Origin of the sequence: Congregibacter sp. (assembly GCF_045107095.1) — a bacterium.
Taxonomy (GTDB): Bacteria; Pseudomonadota; Gammaproteobacteria; order Pseudomonadales; family Halieaceae; genus Congregibacter.
In genome coordinates, this window is record NZ_JBGCFU010000106.1 from 14742 (window position 1) to 31860 (window position 17119).

Consider the following 17119-nt stretch of genomic DNA (forward strand, 5'->3'; position numbering starts at 1 on the left):
CGCTACTTGCGCTTCATAGACATAAAGAACTCTTCGTTGGTCTTGGTATCTTTGAGTCGATCAAGGAGGAATTCCACCGCAGGCAAATCTTCCATGCCGTGGAGCAACTTGCGCAAAATCCACATGCGCTGCAGTTCTTCTTCACCGGTGAGCTTCTCTTCACGACGGGTGCCAGATCTGCGGATGTTGATAGCGGGGTAGATACGTTTCTCAGCGATCTTTCGATCAAGGTGCAGTTCCATGTTGCCGGTACCCTTGAACTCTTCGTAAATAACCTCGTCCATCTTGGAGCCGGTATCTACCAATGCTGTCGCAATAATGGACAAGCTGCCACCTTCTTCGATGTTTCGAGCAGCACCAAAGAAGCGCTTGGGGCGCTCCAGGGCGTGAGCGTCGACACCGCCGGTCAGTACCTTGCCGGAGCTAGGGATTACAGTGTTGTAGGCACGAGCGAGACGCGTGATGGAATCTAGAAGAATCACCACATCCCGCTTATGCTCTACCAGGCGTTTGGCCTTCTCGATCACCATATCGGCCACTTGCACGTGGCGTGAAGGGGGCTCGTCAAAGGTTGATGCCACAACTTCCGCGCCTCGGATACCCACCGAGCGCTGCATCTCGGTGACTTCCTCGGGCCGCTCATCTATGAGCAGCACGATCATGTAAGTCTCAGGGTTGTTAGTAAGAATCGCCTGCGCGATGTTCTGCATCATGATGGTCTTACCCGCCTTGGGCGGCGCGACCAGCAATCCTCGTTGGCCCTTACCGATAGGGGCGACCAAATCAATAATACGGCCGGTGAGATCCTCTGTACTTCCGTTACCTTTTTCGAGGGTTAGGCGCTCGTCCGGGAACAAAGGTGTGAGGTTTTCGAAAAGAATCTTGCTCTTGGAATTTTCCGGTCTGCTGAAGTTGACCTCACCAATTTTCAGGAGAGCAAAATAGCGCTCACTGTCTTTTGGTGGCCGAATCTTGCCTGTGATGGTGTCGCCGGTGCGCAGGTTAAAGCGCCGGATCTGGCTGGGTGATACGTAAATGTCGTCAGGCCCAGCAAGATAAGAACTATCGGCGGAGCGCAGGAAGCCAAAGCCGTCCTGAAGTATTTCGAGCACGCCATCGCCGTAAATATCTTCGCCGCTCTTGGCGTGACGCTTCAGGATCGAGAAAATAATGTCCTGCTTGCGAGATCGGGCCAGGTTATCAAGGCCGATGGTCGCCGCGATATCGATGAGCTCCTGCGTCGACTTGGTTTTCAAGTCAGTGAGGTTCATAGGCTCTGAAGAGCGCAGACCCTCGGGCAGCGGCTGCTGCTGTTTGTTGTTATTGCGCTTTCCACGGCCCTGGGACCGGTTGCGCGATGGCTTACTGGGCGCAGCATCACCCTGGGCTCCCTCCCGTCCCTGCTGGTTTTTAGCGGGTGCCGGATTCGCTGCCTGAGGCGCGTCGGTCTGGGTATCTGACGACTCGACCGCTTCGGTTGGCGCGGCAGCGGGTGCAGGCGCGTCATTCTGCGGCGGGGTATCAGTGGAATTTTGCGATTCGGTTTCGATTTGCGATGTACTAGACAAGGTAGATGAGCCAGAGAGATTAGGTTAGTGGGTTCGCCGGTACCTGAGTTCTTTGGTTCAGGAACGCTTCTTTGGTTTGCCTGAAGCGCTGCTAAGCGGAAGAGACAGAGGGGTGGCGGAGTTATTATGGTCGCGCGGGGCCGCGCAGACAAAAAGAAAGTAGCACGCTCCAGAAAGGAGGTCTAGCGCTTTTTCTCTTGAAGATAAGGAAAAATATGGCCCCGCCTATGTAAGCGGGGCCCGTGTATCACGCGATGCTTTCGTTCACGAATTCAACGAGTTGCGATTTTGAGAGCGCACCAACTTTAGTGGCCTCGGCGTTGCCGTCCTTGAAAAGAATCAAAGTCGGAATGCCACGAATGCCAAATTTACCGGGAACTTCCGGGTTTGCATCGACGTCTACCTTGCAGACTTTTAGCTTCCCAGCGAATTCGCCGGCAAGTTCATCCAGAACCGGGGCGATCATTTTGCAGGGGCCGCACCACTCTGCCCAAAAGTCCACCAGGACAGGTACGTCGCTGCTCAGCACATCTTGCTCGAAGCTTGCGTCGCTGACGTGCACAATAGCGTCACTCATGTTGTCTCTCCATACTGTAGTTTGATCGTATACGTGTGATTCTATCTTGGAGATTGGGGTGATAGGAAAATATTCAAGCTTTGCTCGACGACTCTTTGTGTCGGCACGGTTAACTCGGGTCTGGTCCCGACATCTAAATTAGAGGATTACTTCGAGATGGCAGCAGGTAAATCGGTCAAGGTTGGGATAATAGCGTTAGTGCTGGCAGGGTTTTTTGCCTTCTGGTACTTCGACTTACAGTCGTTGCTCAGTTTTGAGGAGCTGCGCGGGCGCAGTGATGATCTTCAGACTCTTCGCGATGCCAACCCGCTGATGATCGCAATGATCTTTTTTGGCTTATATGTGGCTGTCACGGGGCTGTCTTTGCCGGGCGCCGCGATTATGACGCTGGCCGGCGGAGCAATTTTCGGGTTCTGGACGGCCCTGTTACTGGTGTCCTTTGCAAGCTCTGTAGGGGCCACTCTGGCGTTTCTGGTCTCACGATCGCTGCTTCGTGATTGGGTGCAAACCCGGTTCGGACGACAACTTAAGGCACTTAATGAGGGCTTTGCGAAGGATGGAGCGTTTTATCTATTCTCCCTCCGCCTAGTGCCAGTGTTTCCGTTTTTCGTGATTAATCTGATATCCGGCCTGCTGCCTATCAGTACCCCTCGATTCTACTGGGTGTCCCAGTTAGGTATGCTGCCGGCCACAGCGGTATTTGTGAACGCCGGAACCCAGCTTGGTCAGCTTGAGAGCCTGTCTGGCATTTTGTCGCCTGCGCTGCTCGGCTCCTTTGTGTTGCTGGCCGTGTTTCCCTTTATCGCCCGCAGCATACTTGGCCGGCTAAAGTCCCGGCGTCAGCTAGCTCGATTCACAAAGCCCAAAAAGTTTGACACCAACGTCGTGGTGATCGGTGCCGGGTCGGCGGGCCTTGTTGCATCACTTATCGCTGCAACCCTTAAAGCGAAGGTCACGCTTATTGAGCGCCATAAGATGGGAGGCGACTGCCTCAACACGGGTTGCGTGCCCAGTAAGGCAATCCTTCGCAGCGCTCACGTTGCCGAGGAAATGCGCCGGGCGCCGGAGTTCGGGCTGGCACCGGTAGAGGTGTCGGTGAACTTTCCGGCCGTCATGGAGCGGGTACAGGCCAAGATCGCTGCGATTGAGCCCCACGACTCCGTAGAGCGATTCACATCACTGGGTGTGGACTGTGTCTCTGGAGATGCAAAAATCGTCTCGCCTTGGGAAGTCGAAGTGAATGGTGAGCGTATTTCTTCGCGGCATATCATTATCGCCAGCGGTGCCCGAGCGCGCGTGCCAGATATCGAGGGTCTTGAGAACCTTGATTACCTGACCTCAGACACTTTGTGGGAGATTCGTGAGCTGCCCAAACGTTTTATGGTGCTCGGCGCAGGACCCATTGGCTGTGAACTCGCTCAGGCAATGGCGAGCCTGGGATCACAAGTCACGCTGGTGACTCATGCGCCCAGGATCATGCCTCGGGAAGACGAAGACGCGTCGGCACTGGTACATGCCCGACTCGAAAAGAAAGGGGTACGGATACTGACCCAGTGTGAGCCACAATCGTTCTCAAACATGGATAGCGCACAGTCAGCGCAGTGCATGCACAATGGCGAAGCGATCACTGTCGAGTTTGATCGACTGTTACTAGCTGTAGGTCGTACACCGAACATCGAGGGTATGGGGCTGGAAGAGCTGGGAATCCGTACGACCGGCCGCGGCACCATAGAAGTCGATGACTATCTTCAGACGGATATACCCACAATATTCGCTTGCGGTGATATTGTTGGTCCTTACCAATTCACCCACACCGCCAGTCATCAAGCCTGGTTTGCCACAGTCAATGCGCTTTTAGGCCATTTGAAGCGTTTTCGGGTGGATTATTCGGTGATTCCCTGGGCTACCTTTACAAGCCCTGAAGTGGCTCGTGTGGGTTTAAGTGAAGATGAGGCGAAAGCCCAAAACGTACCTTATGAAGTGACTCGCTACGGCATCGACGACCTGGACCGAGCTATCGCGGACAGTGAAGACGAAGGTTTCGTTAAGGTTCTCACTGAGCCGGGGCGCGACCGGATTCTTGGTGCAACGATCGTCAGCGCCCATGCGGGAGATTTGATACCCGAGTTTGTGCTGGCGATGAAGCACGGGCTGGGGCTGAACAAGATTCTTGGCACGATTCACATCTATCCGACGATGAGCGAGGCCAATCGATTTCTTGCGAGCGAGTGGCGCAAGGCCCGCAAACCCGAAAAGGTCCTTGCCTGGCTTGAGCGCTATCAGACCTGGCGCCGCGGGTAGGGCCCTTGGCTAGCAAAGAGTCCCCCGATAGGCCTGATAGTCCTGAGTCTGCGACGTCGTCAGAAGCTTGGTTGGTCTACATGCTCCGCTGTGCGGATGGCTCTTTGTACACCGGAGTTACCCGCGATCTTGTTCGTCGCCTTCGCCAGCACAATGGCGAGATCGTTGGGGGCGCAAGTTACACCCGAGGGCGTCGGCCTGTGACTGCGATTTGGGTAGAAGAGCGAGAAAGCCGTTCCGCGGCACAGGTGCGTGAGGCCGAGGTCAAGCGTTTGTCGCGCGCAGAAAAGTTCAGCCTTGTTCGATCATCGCCTCAAGAGATTCCTGCTGGCTAAGCCAGTCGCTCTCTAGTTCTTCGAGCTCAGCACGATACGCGCCCTGGTCGCGGAGTAATTCCGTGAGTTTGGCTTTGGCCTCCTGCTCGTAAATTGAAGGCTCTGCAAGAGCGGCCTCTATATTTGAGAGCTGCTCTTGAATCGTCTCCATGCGTTTCTCAAGCTTTTTGATCGCTTGCTCTAGAGGTCGTCGTTGCGCCCTGGTCTCGGCCGCCGCTCGTCGCTGATCGCGACGATCCATGGTGCTGCGTTGTTTGTCCGCGCCTTCGGCTTTGGCGGGAACCTTGTCCCCGGTATCATCGCTACCCCGAAGGATAAGTCCTTCGTAGGCATCCAGATCTCCCTGGAACAGGCTCAGGCGCCCTTCAGCGATGCGATAAAGATTATCTGCAGTGCTGCGCAGCAGGTGGCGATCGTGACTCACCACAATCACGGCGCCTGTGAATTCCAATAGAGCAATCTCCAGCGCTCGACGCATGTCGAGATCCAGGTGGTTGGTGGGTTCGTCCAGAACCAGAACGTTAGGGCGTTGCCAGGCCAGTATGGCGAGGGCCAGGCGCGCTTTTTCTCCACCGGAAAAAGGGCGTAGCTCGGCGTCTGCTCGTTTGCCCTTAAAGTCAAAGCCGCCGAGGAAGTCTCTCAGGGTCTGCTCTCGGGCATCGGGCGTCAGTCGCTGCAGGTGGAGCAAAGCAGAACTGTCCAGATCGAGTGTATCTACCTGCTGCTGATCAAAGTATGCGATACGGCATCCTTCACTACTGTGCCGCTCCCCTGCCAACAGGGGGAGTTCGCCGCAGAGACTTCGCAGAAAAGTTGTCTTACCTGAACCGTTGCGCCCAAGAAGCGCTATGCGGTCCCCGTTGCGCAGGCTGAAATCCGCGCCGCTGATCAAGGGTGAGTTGCCGTAACCTACGTTTGCACCGCGAACTTCGATGAGGGGGTCGCGGCCTCGTGGAGGCTCGGGAAAGCGAAACTCAAAAGGACTGTCTTCGTGGGCCAAGGCCATCTCACCCATGCGAGCCAGTTCCTTGAGGCGGCTCTGGGCTTGCTTGGCCTTAGTTGCCTTGGCTCGAAAACGGCGCACAAAATCTTCGATTTCAGCGCGGCGACGGGCGTGTTTTTCGGCACTTGCCCGCTGCTCTTCAAGCCGCAAAGCCCGTTGGCGCTCAAAGTCACTGTAACCACCCTTATAACTATTGAGACGTTCCTGTTCGATATGCAGCACGGCGGAACAGCTTGCATCAATAAAGTCGCGGTCGTGGGAGATGAGCAAGAGCGTGCCGCGATAGGCTTTGAGGAAATTTTGCAGCCAAATCGTGGTGTCGAGATCTAGGTGGTTTGTCGGCTCATCCAAAAGCAGTAAATCAGATGGCATCATTAATGCGCGCGCTAGAGCCAGACGCACTCGCCAGCCGCCAGAAAATGATCCGACGCTTTTTTCTGCGTCGCTATCCTCGAAGCCAAGCCCCAACATAAGCTGTAGTGCACGGCGCTCGGCCGCATAACCGTCGCAGGCTTCCAGTTGCGTATGGATACTGGCGGCAGCTTCGAAGTCGTCATCGGCTTCGGCAAGCTTCAGGCCTCCGAGTAGCTTGGCAACGGGCGCATCACCCTCCAGAACAAAATTGCCAGCGCTTAAGTCGCTGGCAGCGACGTCCTGAGCCATGTGGGCAATACGTTGTCCCTTAAGGCCTTCGATGTCACCTTTATCGGCCTGAAGCTCACCAAGTAGCATGGCAAAGAGACTCGATTTGCCGCAGCCATTGGCGCCCGTGAGAGCAATTTTTTGTCCCGGGAGGAGGCTCGCGTTCGCTTCTTCAAAGAGAAGACGGTCTGCGCGGCGGAGGCTAAGGTCGCGTAAGATAATCACGGGCGGGGAGTGTACTGGGCGTGGACGCAAGGGAACAGACAAACAAGCAGGAACCAGACAGCATTCGATCTCGATTGTGGGAGTTTGTTGTGGATGTTTATGCCCAACCCGGCGTAATGGTTGCCTGTTTACAGGCCCAGGAACGCTGGGATGTCGACGTAAACTTGATGCTCTACGCAGTATGGTGTGCAAAGCAGAACACCGTTTTGAGTAGTGAAGATTTCCAGAGAGCCGAGACTCGCTGTCAGGTCTGGCGGGAGGCGGTTGTTCTACCTCTTCGAAAACAGCGAGAGTTATGGCGCGGAAAGCCAGAGCTGAGCGCGGAGTATGCGGCTATCAAGGGACTCGAACTTCAGGCGGAACGAAGGCAACTGGAGTTTCTCGCTGACCTGTTCGAGCAAGATCGGTCGGATTTGGCTGCGTTGGAGTTTGAGGGAAGCATAGATGTAACACTTCTCAAAGCGCAGCTGACATCCCTGGCAAGGCACTACGGCTTGCAGGGAGAGGTATTTACCGAGTTACGAGTTGCAGTCACGGAATCTTAGTCCAGCGCCAGGAACCCGCCGGACTGGTAATCCCAGAGTCGCTTGTAGATCCCATCTTTGGCGATGAGCTCTGCATGACTCCCGGTTTCGACGATATTCCCACCATCCAGCACGATCAATCGATCCAGAGCAGCGATGGTCGACAGACGATGGGCGATGGCTAGCACCGTTTTGCCTTCCATGAGCTCGTAGAGACTCTCCTGGATAGCGACCTCGACTTCAGAATCCAGCGCAGACGTGGCTTCGTCGAGCACAAGAATAGGCGCATCTTTTAACATTACCCGGGCAATGGCGATGCGTTGACGCTGGCCACCACTGAGCTTCACGCCGCGCTCACCAACTTGGGCATCCAGGCCCCGAGCACCACTGTGATCCTCTAGGTTGTCAATGAATTCATCGGCGCGGGCACGATGGATGGCGGTCAGCAATTCGGCTTCACTGGCGGACTCTCTTCCATAGAGAATGTTCTCGCGCACCGTCCGGTGAAGCAGTGACGTGTCCTGAGTCACCATACCGATGTTGGCGCGAAGGCTTTCCTGGGTAACGCGTCGCACGTCCTGGCCGTCAATGGTGATACTCCCGCTTTGAATGTCGGAGAAACGCAGTAGAAGGTTAACCAGAGTGGATTTACCCGCGCCGGAGCGACCGATCAGGCCAATTTTCTCCCCGGGAGCGATATCCAAAGAGAGTTTGTTGAAAACGGGTTTTTGGGGCGTGTAAGCAAAGATGACATCCTGAAAATGTACTCGCCCTGATCGCACGTTGAGCGCCGAAGCATCGGGATCATCCTCTACACCAATATCTCGCGAGAGCGTGCTGATGCCGTCGCGAACGGTGCCCACGTTCTCAAACAGTGCCGACACCTCCCACATAATCCACTCGCTAATGCCGTTGATGCGCAGACAAAGCGCCAGTGCCGCGGCTATTGAGCCAGGAGAGATCGCCCCCTCGAACCAAAGATAAATGGCCGTAGCGCTGACCGAAAGCAGCATGAGCGTGTTGTTGGCGGTGATTGTAGTTTCCATCCATGTCACGAGCCGCATCTGGGGATGCACCGTGTTCAGAAACTCCTCCATCCCCTCTCGAGCATAGTTGGACTCCCGTTGCGCATGGGAGAAGAGCTTCACCGTGCCAATGTTTGTGTAGCTGTCGGCAATGCGCCCCGTCATCATTGATCGCGCGTCCGCCTGGGTCTCCGAGACGCTCTGCATGCGCGGCAGTATGGTTTTAAGTATGAAGATATAGATCAACAGCCAGACAAATAGCGGGATAGCGAGTCGCGGATCTATGCTGCCGAGCAGAAACAGAACTGAAAGGAAGTACACGGTCACGTAGACCAGAATATCGAGGGTAATGAGCACCACGGATCGCACGGCCAGTGCTGTCTGCATAACCCGCGTCGCGACACGCCCGGAAAACTCGTCCTGAAAGAACCCCAGGCTCTGCCGGAGAAGGTAGCGGTGGGCCATCCAACGCACAATCATCGGAAAGTTGCCCATTAGCGTCTGGTGCAGCAGTAACGACTGCAGCGCGACCATGATGGGAAAGGCAGTCAGTAAACCCAGTACTAACGCCATGAGTGAACGGCCGCCGGCGGCAAAGATCGTTTCGGGCGTTGTAGTAGATAGTAGGTCAACCCCCTGCCCAAGGACCTCGAAGAGGGCGACTTCAACAATGGCGACGCCCATGCTCAGCAAGGACACGCAAATCAGCCAGGGTTCCAATCCGCGGGAATGGTGGAGACAGAAGCGGTAGACGGACGAGGGTGCTCGACCGGGCTGGATGTCCGGAAATGGGTGTACGAGTTTTTCAAAAAACCGAAAAGCCATGATTTTGATCCGCTGACGAAGGGGCTAGGTTGTTTTTTTCGCCCTTTCGAAGAGGAGAGCAGTGTAGCGTGTCCCTTGCCAGGACACAGCCCGAGGGTGGCAGACCGGCCATACAGCGTTTACACTTGCGCCCTCGAAAAGCGTGGACCTCTGTTTGCGACACACCTCACTCTTGTGTGGGTTCTGTCTCAAGGTTCAGTTTCCATCGAACTCTATCAATTCACAGGAAGTACCCATGAATACATTTTTAAAGTCCGCGGTAGCGCTGTGCGCCGTGATTGTGCTGAGCGCATGTCAGCAACAAAACTCAGGAGAAACTGCCGTGGCTGAACTACAGCTAGAAACCCCTAACCAGCGATTGAGCTACGGCGTAGCGTTGGGACTTGGTCGAAATATGGCGAATGACGGCATGACCGTTGACGTCGATGCCTTCGCTGCAGGTTTGCGTGATGCTATGACTAACTCGCCTCAGCGCCTGACCGATGAAGAAATTCAGGCCGAAATGATCGCCTTTCAAGAGCGCGTAAACGCCGAGCGTGAGTCAATGACTTCGGCAATGGCTGAAGCCAACGCTGCAGCGGCGACCGCATTCCTTTTGGAGAACAGCACTCGCGAAGGCGTGATGACTACTGAGTCAGGTTTGCAGTACGAAGTCATCGAAGCGGGCGACGGTGCGACACCTACTGCCGAAGACAGTGTAGAAGTTCATTACCGTGGCACGCTGATCGACGGTACGGAGTTTGATTCTTCCTACGCTCGTGGCGAGCCTGTCACTTTTGGTGTGGGCCAGGTGATCAGTGGTTGGACCGAAGCACTGCAGCTGATGCAGGTTGGTTCCAAGTACAAGCTATTCATCCCTTCAGAGCTTGCCTACGGTGCAGGCGGTGCGGGTGAGCGTATAGGACCAAATGCTGCTCTCGTTTTTGAAGTAGAGCTGCTGAGCATTCCTACGCAAGCTGGCGAAGAAGGCTAAGTACTTAGCGTTCAGAGCCCGTTTGGTCGGGCTCCTTGTGACGCAGATCGAGGGTCTCAACTTTGTTGAGGCCCTTTTTTTGTCATCAGTTCGTATCTGGTTGGTCGGGCCGCGCACGTCGGTCACTTCGCTCGCTGAATTGGTGGACGCTCGCTCCGTGACCAACGTTCACAGTCCGACTTGGCATGAAACGACTACGTTGGTCGGGCCGCGCACGTCGGTCACTGCGCTCGCTAATTTGGGGGACGCTCTCTCCGTAACCAACGCACGCGGCCCGACCTGCGAGCGAACGGCGGCAGTGCCAGAGTCACTTTAATGAGTCGATGATGCCCATTGATGTGGCACGGCAAAGAGGCAAGTGGTGCTGATTTGCGAAGTAAGCGTCCCCCTTCCTAGCGCACGCAGCGAATCGGGGCCACTTGCCGGGTTATCGCGTGCGGTGTGTTGGGTGCACTTGCCAGAGCTTGGGTCGCTTTATCCGAATAGTCGCTGTGGGCCGCGCACGTCGGTCACTGCACTCGCTAAGTTGTGGGACGCTCGCTCTGTAACCAACGTACGCAACCCGTTGAACTAATCGTTCGGAGAACGAACCAGCTGAAAGACAGATACCCCAGCGAGTACGACAAACAGAGCGAGAGTCTGCTCTGGAATACTGAGCCCCATAAAGGTCCAGACAGTCTCTGCGCAGTTTCCATCGCCCATCATGACCACAGAAAATGTCTCTGAGAACGGCAGAGTCTCCAGCATGTATTCCAGACTGGGGCCACACGCGGGTGCGAGTTCTTCGGGAAGGTTTTGAAGCCAAATGTGACGCATGGCGACGGCGCCACCGGCTGCTGCGCTGATAAGGCACAGCGTGGCATAGACCCGACGACCCCAGCCCTGGGGGTTCTGTATCGCGGCCATGAGTGCGAACACGCCGACGAGAACCACGAACAAACGCTGAGTAATGCAAAGCGGACAGGGCGGTAGGCCCAGAGTCCGCTCCAGATAGAAGAGGGCAAAGGCCATGGAGGCAATGGTCAGTAAAAATAAGCCTAAGAACACAGGCCGTATTTGTAGCAGAGCGTTCATCTAGTCTCCGTGATTTAGGACTTTGTACTGATCGAAATAGGCGGCGAGGTAATCTTCAAAGCTGACATTATCTGCAGCTTCGATATCCGTTTGGCGAGACAGCGACTCAGTGCTCTCTTCGATCAGCGATTGCTCCGCTGTCGCATCGATTCCGCCATCTTTAAAGTACTCTGCCCAACGGTTGCTATAGCCCATGGCAAAACGGTAGTAGGGCATACCTTTCTCACGCATCTCGCGGAGGACTCGCGCCGACGGCAATTCCATGTCACCGCGCACTTTCGATTGCTGCTCCGCGAGTGCAGCGGCGTAGTCAGAGCTGCCGTGAACTGAGTCCAGAAGCTCCGCGCAAGCCGTTATTTTAATAAGGAGCTCTTCCGCCCAGTCAGTGAGTGCTCTGGGGCCAGACTCAGTATCCAGCATCAAACCCGGCTCTCGCCCGCGGTTCACTACCGCAGTCAGATTAGCGGCCTGGCGGTCTTGCTGGGCCGCGTCGCATGCTGGGCTTGGCTGCGTCAGGCAGAACAAAAGAAAGCTGTCGAGGAGTCGAATCTGCGCACCATCGATACCCAGGGGGTGAAAGGGGCTGACGTCGATGCAGCGAACTTCGACGTACTCAATGCCGCGTTCATGGAGGGCCGACAGGGGTGTCTCGCCACTGCGCCCGGGGCGTTTGGGTCGAATGGTGCTGTAAAACTCGTTTTCTATTTGCAGCAAGCTGTCATTGAGTTGCATGTACTCGTCGTCCTGCTTGCCCTTAAACGCGGCGTAGTCAGGATGGGGTGTAAGAATCGCTTGGGTTAGGGTGGCAATGTAGTTATCCAGCGAGTTGTAGCAGGCACGCAGTGATTTCTGGGCTGAGCTGTTGTATCCCAAATCACCCATGCGCAGTGCTGTCGCATGAGGAAGATGAAGTGAATTGCCCTCGCCATCAAAAGGTTCGAGATGATGCTCGCCCCGACCACGCATGAAGCTTGCGCACACAGCGGGTGACGCGCCAAAAAGGTAAATCAACAGCCATGACCAGCGATGGAAGTTACGAATCAGACCGAGGTAGCGGCTGGTAATGTAATCCTGCAGAGGGCCCTCATCGCCATCGGCTTTTTGCGCTTCGGTCCAATAGGACTCAGGCATGGAAAAGTTGTAGTGCACTCCTGCGATGGCTTGCATCAGTCGTCCGTAACGATTGCCCAGGCCATAGCGATAAACGGTTTTCATGCGACCAACGTTAGAGCTTCCATAGCGTGCCACGGGGATTCCCGCGTCACCGGCCACGATACAGGGCATGCTCGCGCTCCAAAGTCGTTCATTGCCGATGTGCTTGTAAACAAAGCTATGGACGTCTTCGAGCGTTTTTAGCGTGTCATCAATACTGCTGGATACTGGAGTAATGAACTCCATTAATGATTCAGAGTAATCAGTAGTGATACTGCCGTGGGTGAGTGCTGACCCCAGAACGGGCGGATGAGGGGTTTGGGCCAATACACCATCGCCCGCCACTCGAAGGCTTTCTTTTTCGATGCCGCGGCAGATGCCACGAAGCATTTCCGGCTGCGATTCTGATAGTTCCGCCAGTTGTTGATACCAATGGGAGTTCAAAACAGTCTCCTCGTCGCGATTAGTTGCGACGACGTTTCGGGGCTAGCCCTTGAGATGATTTCTGGCGTGAAAACGCGACGCCCGTGTAGAACGTGATGATACACCGTCCCACCTGCGATCCGTTAGCGCAGCGGAAAGCAATCCGACGGTAGGGCAGTCGCGTATGGTCACCGTCTATCGCGCCGACCTCAGATGTTAAACTACCGGTGCACTCATCTTTTTCTTCCTACTTCACAGGAGTTATGCGGTAACTATGAAATCTTTGGTCATTGTGATTGGACTGGCAATTGTCGGCTTCTTTGCCTGGCAGCAATTTGGCGGACAGTCTGACGATGGCATGAGTCGGCAACGCCCCGCGGCCCCCGTGACCGTGGTGGAGGTTGAGTCCCGAAGTTTCCGAGATCGAATTCCCGCTCTGGGGACCCTGCAGGCTTGGGAATCGGTTGATATTACGGCTCCGGTGGCGCAACGCATCACGGGCCTCAATTTTGAGGACGGACAGATTGTAGAAAAAGGCCAGACGCTGGCAACGCTCCGCCAAGAATCCGAGCAAGCCTCTATGCGGGAGCTCAGCGCGAGACTGGCCGATGCCCGTCGAGAAGTAGAGCGGCTAGCGGATCTGGCTCGAAAAAATCAGGTGGCGCAGACAGACCTTGATTCAGCGACAACCGAAGTTGAAGTTTTAGGGCATCAAATCAGCGAGTTAGAGGCACGCATAGCCGATCTCACGATCGTTGCGCCTTTCTCTGGCGTGTTAGGGCTTCGTGAAGTTAGCGAGGGGGCTCTTGTGTCTTTCGGACAGCGACTCACTACCTTGGACGATGTCAGCCGTATGCGATTGCAGTTCACAGTCCCCGCTCGTTATCTCGGAGTCCTCCAACCGGGTATGTCGATCATCGCCAGGAGCGCGGCTTTTAAGGAGGATTTTGTGGGCACGCTTTCCGCCGTAGGAAGCCGGGTAGATCCAGTGGCAAGAGCCATCACCGCACGGGCAGTCGTCCCTAACGAAGAAGGTCTGCTTCGAGCAGGCCTCCTTATGGAGATTGAAGTCACGGGGGACTCCAACACGGTGCTTATGGTGCCCGAGGAGAGTATTCAAAGCCGGGCAGCGCGGCACTTTGTCTGGAAGGTCGATGGAGAGCAGGCGCTGCGTAGTGAAGTAAAAATTGGAGCCCGTATCCCGGGCTGGGTCGTTATTCTTGACGGAGTGAGCGAAGGCGAGCGGATAGTCCAGGACGGCGTGATCCGCCTCTCGGGTAACGCAATGCCCGTTCGCGTGGTGCAAAGCTGATGTTACTTTCTGATGTAGCGGTTAGACGTCCGGTAATGGCCCTTGTAGGAAGCGCCCTCATCGTGGCTTTTGGTCTATTGGCCTTTGACCGCTTGCCTTTGCGGGAATACCCGGATATCGACTCACCTATCGTGACGGTTCAAACCTCCTATCCGGGCGCTTCTGCCGCGGTAGTAGAAAACAAGATCACCGAACTCATCGAAAACCGTCTCTCAGGCATCGAGGGCATCAAAACCTTGAGCTCCGCCAGCTACGACGGCGAGTCCACTGTGACCATCGAATTTAATCTCGACCGAGATATCGATTCCGCCGCCAACGATGTGCGCGATCGTGTATCCGGCGTTTTGGATAACCTCCCGGAAGAAGCGTTGCCACCGGAAACCCGCAAGAGCAACAGTGACGAGCAGGTGATCTTCTGGTCGCACCTGGTGGGCGAGAACATGTCGGCTCTTGAGCTCACCGACTATGCCCGGCGTTACCTCGAGGATCGCTTTGCGGTTCTGGATGGCGTGGCGAGGGTGCGTATCGGCGGCGGCCAGATCTATTCCATGCGAATCTGGCTGGACCGGAACGCTTTGGTAGCTCGCGGCCTTACTGTGACCGATGTGGAAAACGCGCTTCGCAGTCAGAACGTGGAGCTTCCCGCAGGAACGATCAAGTCTTCCCAGCGAGACTTCGTGGTTCGTATTGATCGCAGTTATCAGGTCGCAGAAGATTTTCGTGAGCTGGTGCTGGCACGGGGAGAAGATGGCTACCTCGTCCGCCTGGCAGATGTCGCAAGAGTAGAGCTCTCCAGCGCGGAATCCCGAAGTATGTTCCGTGGCAATACAGAATCCATGGTCGGCGTTGGGATCGTGAAGCAAAGCAAAGCCAACGCGCTTAGTGTGGGCAGGGCTGTGCAGGCAGAGATCAAGCGCGTAAACCAGCAACTTCCAGACGGTATGGAGTTGGTCGTAGGCTTTGATCGTTCGGTATTTGTTGACGCAGCGATTGACGAGGTGTTTTCGACGCTCTTCATTGCCGGAGTGCTCGTTGTCATCGTTATTTTCATGTTTCTGGGCGACCCCAGAAGCGTTTTGGTTCCTGCCCTCACTGTTCCAATCTCTCTCATTGGTAGCTTCAGCATGCTCTGGGCATTGGGATACAGCATCAATCTGCTGACCCTGCTGGCGCTGGTGTTGGCCATCGGCTTGGTGGTGGATGACAGTATCGTCGTGCTTGAGAACATTCACCGGCGCCTGGTGCGTGGTGAGTCTGCCTTGGTGGCGTCTTATCGTGGCTCGCGGCAGGTGGCCTTTGCCGTAATCGCAACCACGCTGGTGCTGGTCGCCGTGTTTATTCCTATTACCTTCCTTGAGGGCAATGTAGGGCGCCTGTTTGCGGAATTTGCCGTCGCTATGGCCATCGCTGTGATTTTCTCCAGTTTCGTGGCTTTGACTTTGGGCCCGGTTATTTGCTCAAAGTTGCTTAACAAGGACAAGGTGTCTAACCGTCTTGCGGATAAAGTTGAAGCGCTCAGCGAAGCGATGGAGCTTCGCTACAGGAAATTGCTCAGCCCCTTTGTTGAGCGATCATGGTTGTTTATTCCTGTGCTGTTGCTCTGCGTATTCGCGGCCTGGCAATTGAGTCGCAGCGTGCCGCAGGAGTTCTCGCCTACGGAAGATCGCGGCGTGCTGTACATGATTGCAGCAACCCCCGAAGGATCTTCTTTCGAATACACCGTGGATCAGGTGCTTCAGGTCGAAGAACTTCTAATGCCGCTGGTCGAGAGTGGGGAGGTGCGCAGGCTTCTTATTCGCGCCCCTGGTTGGGGTGGTGGTGAGTCCTTTAATCAGGCTTTCACGATTATGGCGCTCGCACCATGGGAAGAGCGTGATCGCACCTCTCAGGAAATAGCGGCAGACGCCCAGGCCCGGGTCAAAGATATCGCCGGTGCCAGGGTATTTGTGCGCGCACCGCGCTCCTTTGGAGGCGGGAACGCTGACCCTGTACAGTTCGTTGTGGGTGGGGATAGCTATGAGAACCTGGCCGAGTGGCAGGACATCATGCTGGCAAAAGTTGCCGAAAATCCTGGCCTGCTTCGCGTCGATACCGACCTCAAACCTACAAAGCCACAGCTCCGCGTTTCGGTGGATCGTAATCGCGCGGGTGATCTGGGGATTAGCCTCGCGGACATTGGCCGCACACTCGAAACTCTCCTGGGTTCTCGTCGCGTAACGACCTTCATTATGGGGGGCCGTGAATACGACGTGATCATCGAGGGTGATCGAGAGGAGTCCCGCACCCTGTCGGACCTGGACAACATTTACGTGCGCTCCAGCACCACCGATCGGCTCATCCCGCTCTCGAATATGGTGACTCTTAGAGAAGAAGCGGGCGCTGGTAGTTTGAATCGTTATAACCGTGTTCGCTCCTTCACGTTGTCAGCATCTCTGGCAGATGACTACAAGCTGGGTGAGGCCCTGGAATACCTGCAAGAGGTTGTGCGCACGGAGCTGCCCGAAACTGCGAGCTTCGACTTTAAAGGGGAGTCCCTTGAGTACTATCGGGCGAGCGGCAGTGTATACATCACCTTCCTGCTTGCCTTGCTCATTGTCTACCTGGTGATGGCTGCACAGTTTGAGTCCTTTGTGCACCCGGCAATTATCCTGTTTACCGTACCCGTCGCCCTGCTCGGTGGTCTATGGGGACTTCAGCTTGTCGGTGCGACACTGAACATCTATAGCCAGGTAGGTCTGATTATGCTGGTCGGATTGGCCGCTAAGAACGGAATTCTCATAGTGGAGTTCATTAATCAGATGCGCGACGCTGGTTTTGACTACGAGCAGTCGGTTATCGAGGGCGCTAGCAAACGTCTTCGTCCGATTGTGATGACGGCATTTACCACCGTGATGGGCGCACTTCCGCTGGTTCTTTCCTCCGGTCCGGGGCATGAGGTTCGCAGTGTGATCGGCGTTGTGGTCATGGGTGGAGTTGCTCTCGCTACTCTAGTGACCCTGTTCTTGGTACCCATGGCCTACAGCTTGCTGGCGCGAGGCACCGGCTCTCCGGAACTCGTGAGCCGTCAGCTGGATGCGGAAATGGAGTCTTTTGATGCCGCCAAAGCCGCGGGAAGTGAGGCGGTAGCGGGTCAGAAAGCGAGTTAGCAAGGAGCGCGGCA

At 55.6% G+C, this 17119-nt stretch carries 12 protein-coding genes; 6 read left to right on the forward strand and 6 right to left on the reverse strand.

Features of this window, described 5'->3' with window-relative positions; translation table 11 throughout:
• Window positions 1-2: 2 nt before the first annotated feature.
• Together rho and trxA are read right to left on the reverse strand one after the other, a co-directional pair.
• Complete coding sequence (gene rho / locus AB8B76_RS13600; RefSeq protein WP_405273305.1) at window positions 3-1271, reverse strand: transcription termination factor Rho; 1269 nt, start codon at window positions 1269-1271, stop codon at window positions 3-5.
• A gap of 544 nt (window positions 1272-1815) precedes the next feature.
• Window positions 1816-2145: a thioredoxin TrxA gene (gene trxA, locus AB8B76_RS13605; RefSeq protein ID WP_008293848.1), complete on the reverse strand. Its 330-nt coding sequence runs from the start codon at window positions 2143-2145 to the stop codon at window positions 1816-1818.
• 156 nt (window positions 2146-2301) lie between these two features.
• Between trxA and AB8B76_RS13610 the strand changes: the two genes are divergently transcribed.
• Both AB8B76_RS13610 and AB8B76_RS13615 read left to right on the forward strand, forming a co-directional pair.
• The gene (locus AB8B76_RS13610; protein ID WP_405273272.1) at window positions 2302-4446 is read left to right on the forward strand and encodes an FAD-dependent oxidoreductase; all 2145 of its coding nucleotides are present in this window, start codon (window positions 2302-2304) and stop codon (window positions 4444-4446) included.
• A 5-nt stretch (window positions 4447-4451) separates the two neighbouring features.
• A complete protein-coding gene (locus AB8B76_RS13615) occupies window positions 4452-4781 on the forward strand; it encodes a GIY-YIG nuclease family protein (RefSeq protein WP_405273274.1) in 330 nt (109 codons plus the stop codon).
• Here the strand turns inward: AB8B76_RS13615 and AB8B76_RS13620 are convergent.
• Window positions 4738-6651, reverse strand: coding sequence for an ABC-F family ATP-binding cassette domain-containing protein (locus tag AB8B76_RS13620; RefSeq protein WP_405273276.1), 1914 nt, complete (start codon window positions 6649-6651; stop codon window positions 4738-4740). The genes AB8B76_RS13615 and AB8B76_RS13620 overlap by 44 nt on opposite strands.
• A gap of 20 nt (window positions 6652-6671) precedes the next feature.
• Between AB8B76_RS13620 and AB8B76_RS13625 the strand changes: the two genes are divergently transcribed.
• Window positions 6672-7196, forward strand: coding sequence for a TIGR02444 family protein (locus AB8B76_RS13625; protein ID WP_405273278.1), 525 nt, complete (start codon window positions 6672-6674; stop codon window positions 7194-7196).
• On the opposite strand, the gene AB8B76_RS13630 is transcribed toward AB8B76_RS13625, so the two are convergent.
• Window positions 7193-9025 (reverse strand): ABC transporter ATP-binding protein, encoded by a 1833-nt coding sequence (locus AB8B76_RS13630; RefSeq protein WP_405273280.1) that lies wholly within the window; start codon window positions 9023-9025, stop codon window positions 7193-7195. The two genes, AB8B76_RS13625 and AB8B76_RS13630, sit on opposite strands and share 4 nt — an antisense overlap.
• A gap of 235 nt (window positions 9026-9260) precedes the next feature.
• Here AB8B76_RS13630 and AB8B76_RS13635 point away from each other — a divergent pair, with 235 nt between their 5' ends.
• Complete coding sequence (locus AB8B76_RS13635) at window positions 9261-9998, forward strand: FKBP-type peptidyl-prolyl cis-trans isomerase (RefSeq protein ID WP_405273282.1); 738 nt, start codon at window positions 9261-9263, stop codon at window positions 9996-9998.
• 570 nt (window positions 9999-10568) lie between these two features.
• On the opposite strand, the gene AB8B76_RS13640 is transcribed toward AB8B76_RS13635, so the two are convergent.
• Together AB8B76_RS13640 and gshA are read right to left on the reverse strand one after the other, a co-directional pair.
• Complete coding sequence (locus tag AB8B76_RS13640) at window positions 10569-11072, reverse strand: disulfide bond formation protein B (protein WP_405273284.1); 504 nt, start codon at window positions 11070-11072, stop codon at window positions 10569-10571.
• Window positions 11073-12668, reverse strand: coding sequence for a glutamate--cysteine ligase (gene gshA / locus AB8B76_RS13645; protein WP_405273286.1), 1596 nt, complete (start codon window positions 12666-12668; stop codon window positions 11073-11075). It abuts the gene before it with no gap.
• A 253-nt stretch (window positions 12669-12921) separates the two neighbouring features.
• On the opposite strand from gshA, the gene AB8B76_RS13650 reads away from it, so the two are divergent.
• Complete coding sequence (locus AB8B76_RS13650) at window positions 12922-13959, forward strand: efflux RND transporter periplasmic adaptor subunit (protein WP_405273287.1); 1038 nt, start codon at window positions 12922-12924, stop codon at window positions 13957-13959.
• Window positions 13959-17105 carry an efflux RND transporter permease subunit gene (locus tag AB8B76_RS13655; RefSeq protein WP_405273288.1) on the forward strand — a complete coding sequence of 1049 codons (3147 nt, stop codon included), beginning with the start codon at window positions 13959-13961 and terminating at the stop codon, window positions 17103-17105. The genes AB8B76_RS13650 and AB8B76_RS13655 overlap by 1 nt, the downstream gene beginning before the upstream one ends.
• Window positions 17106-17119: the final 14 nt, after the last annotated feature.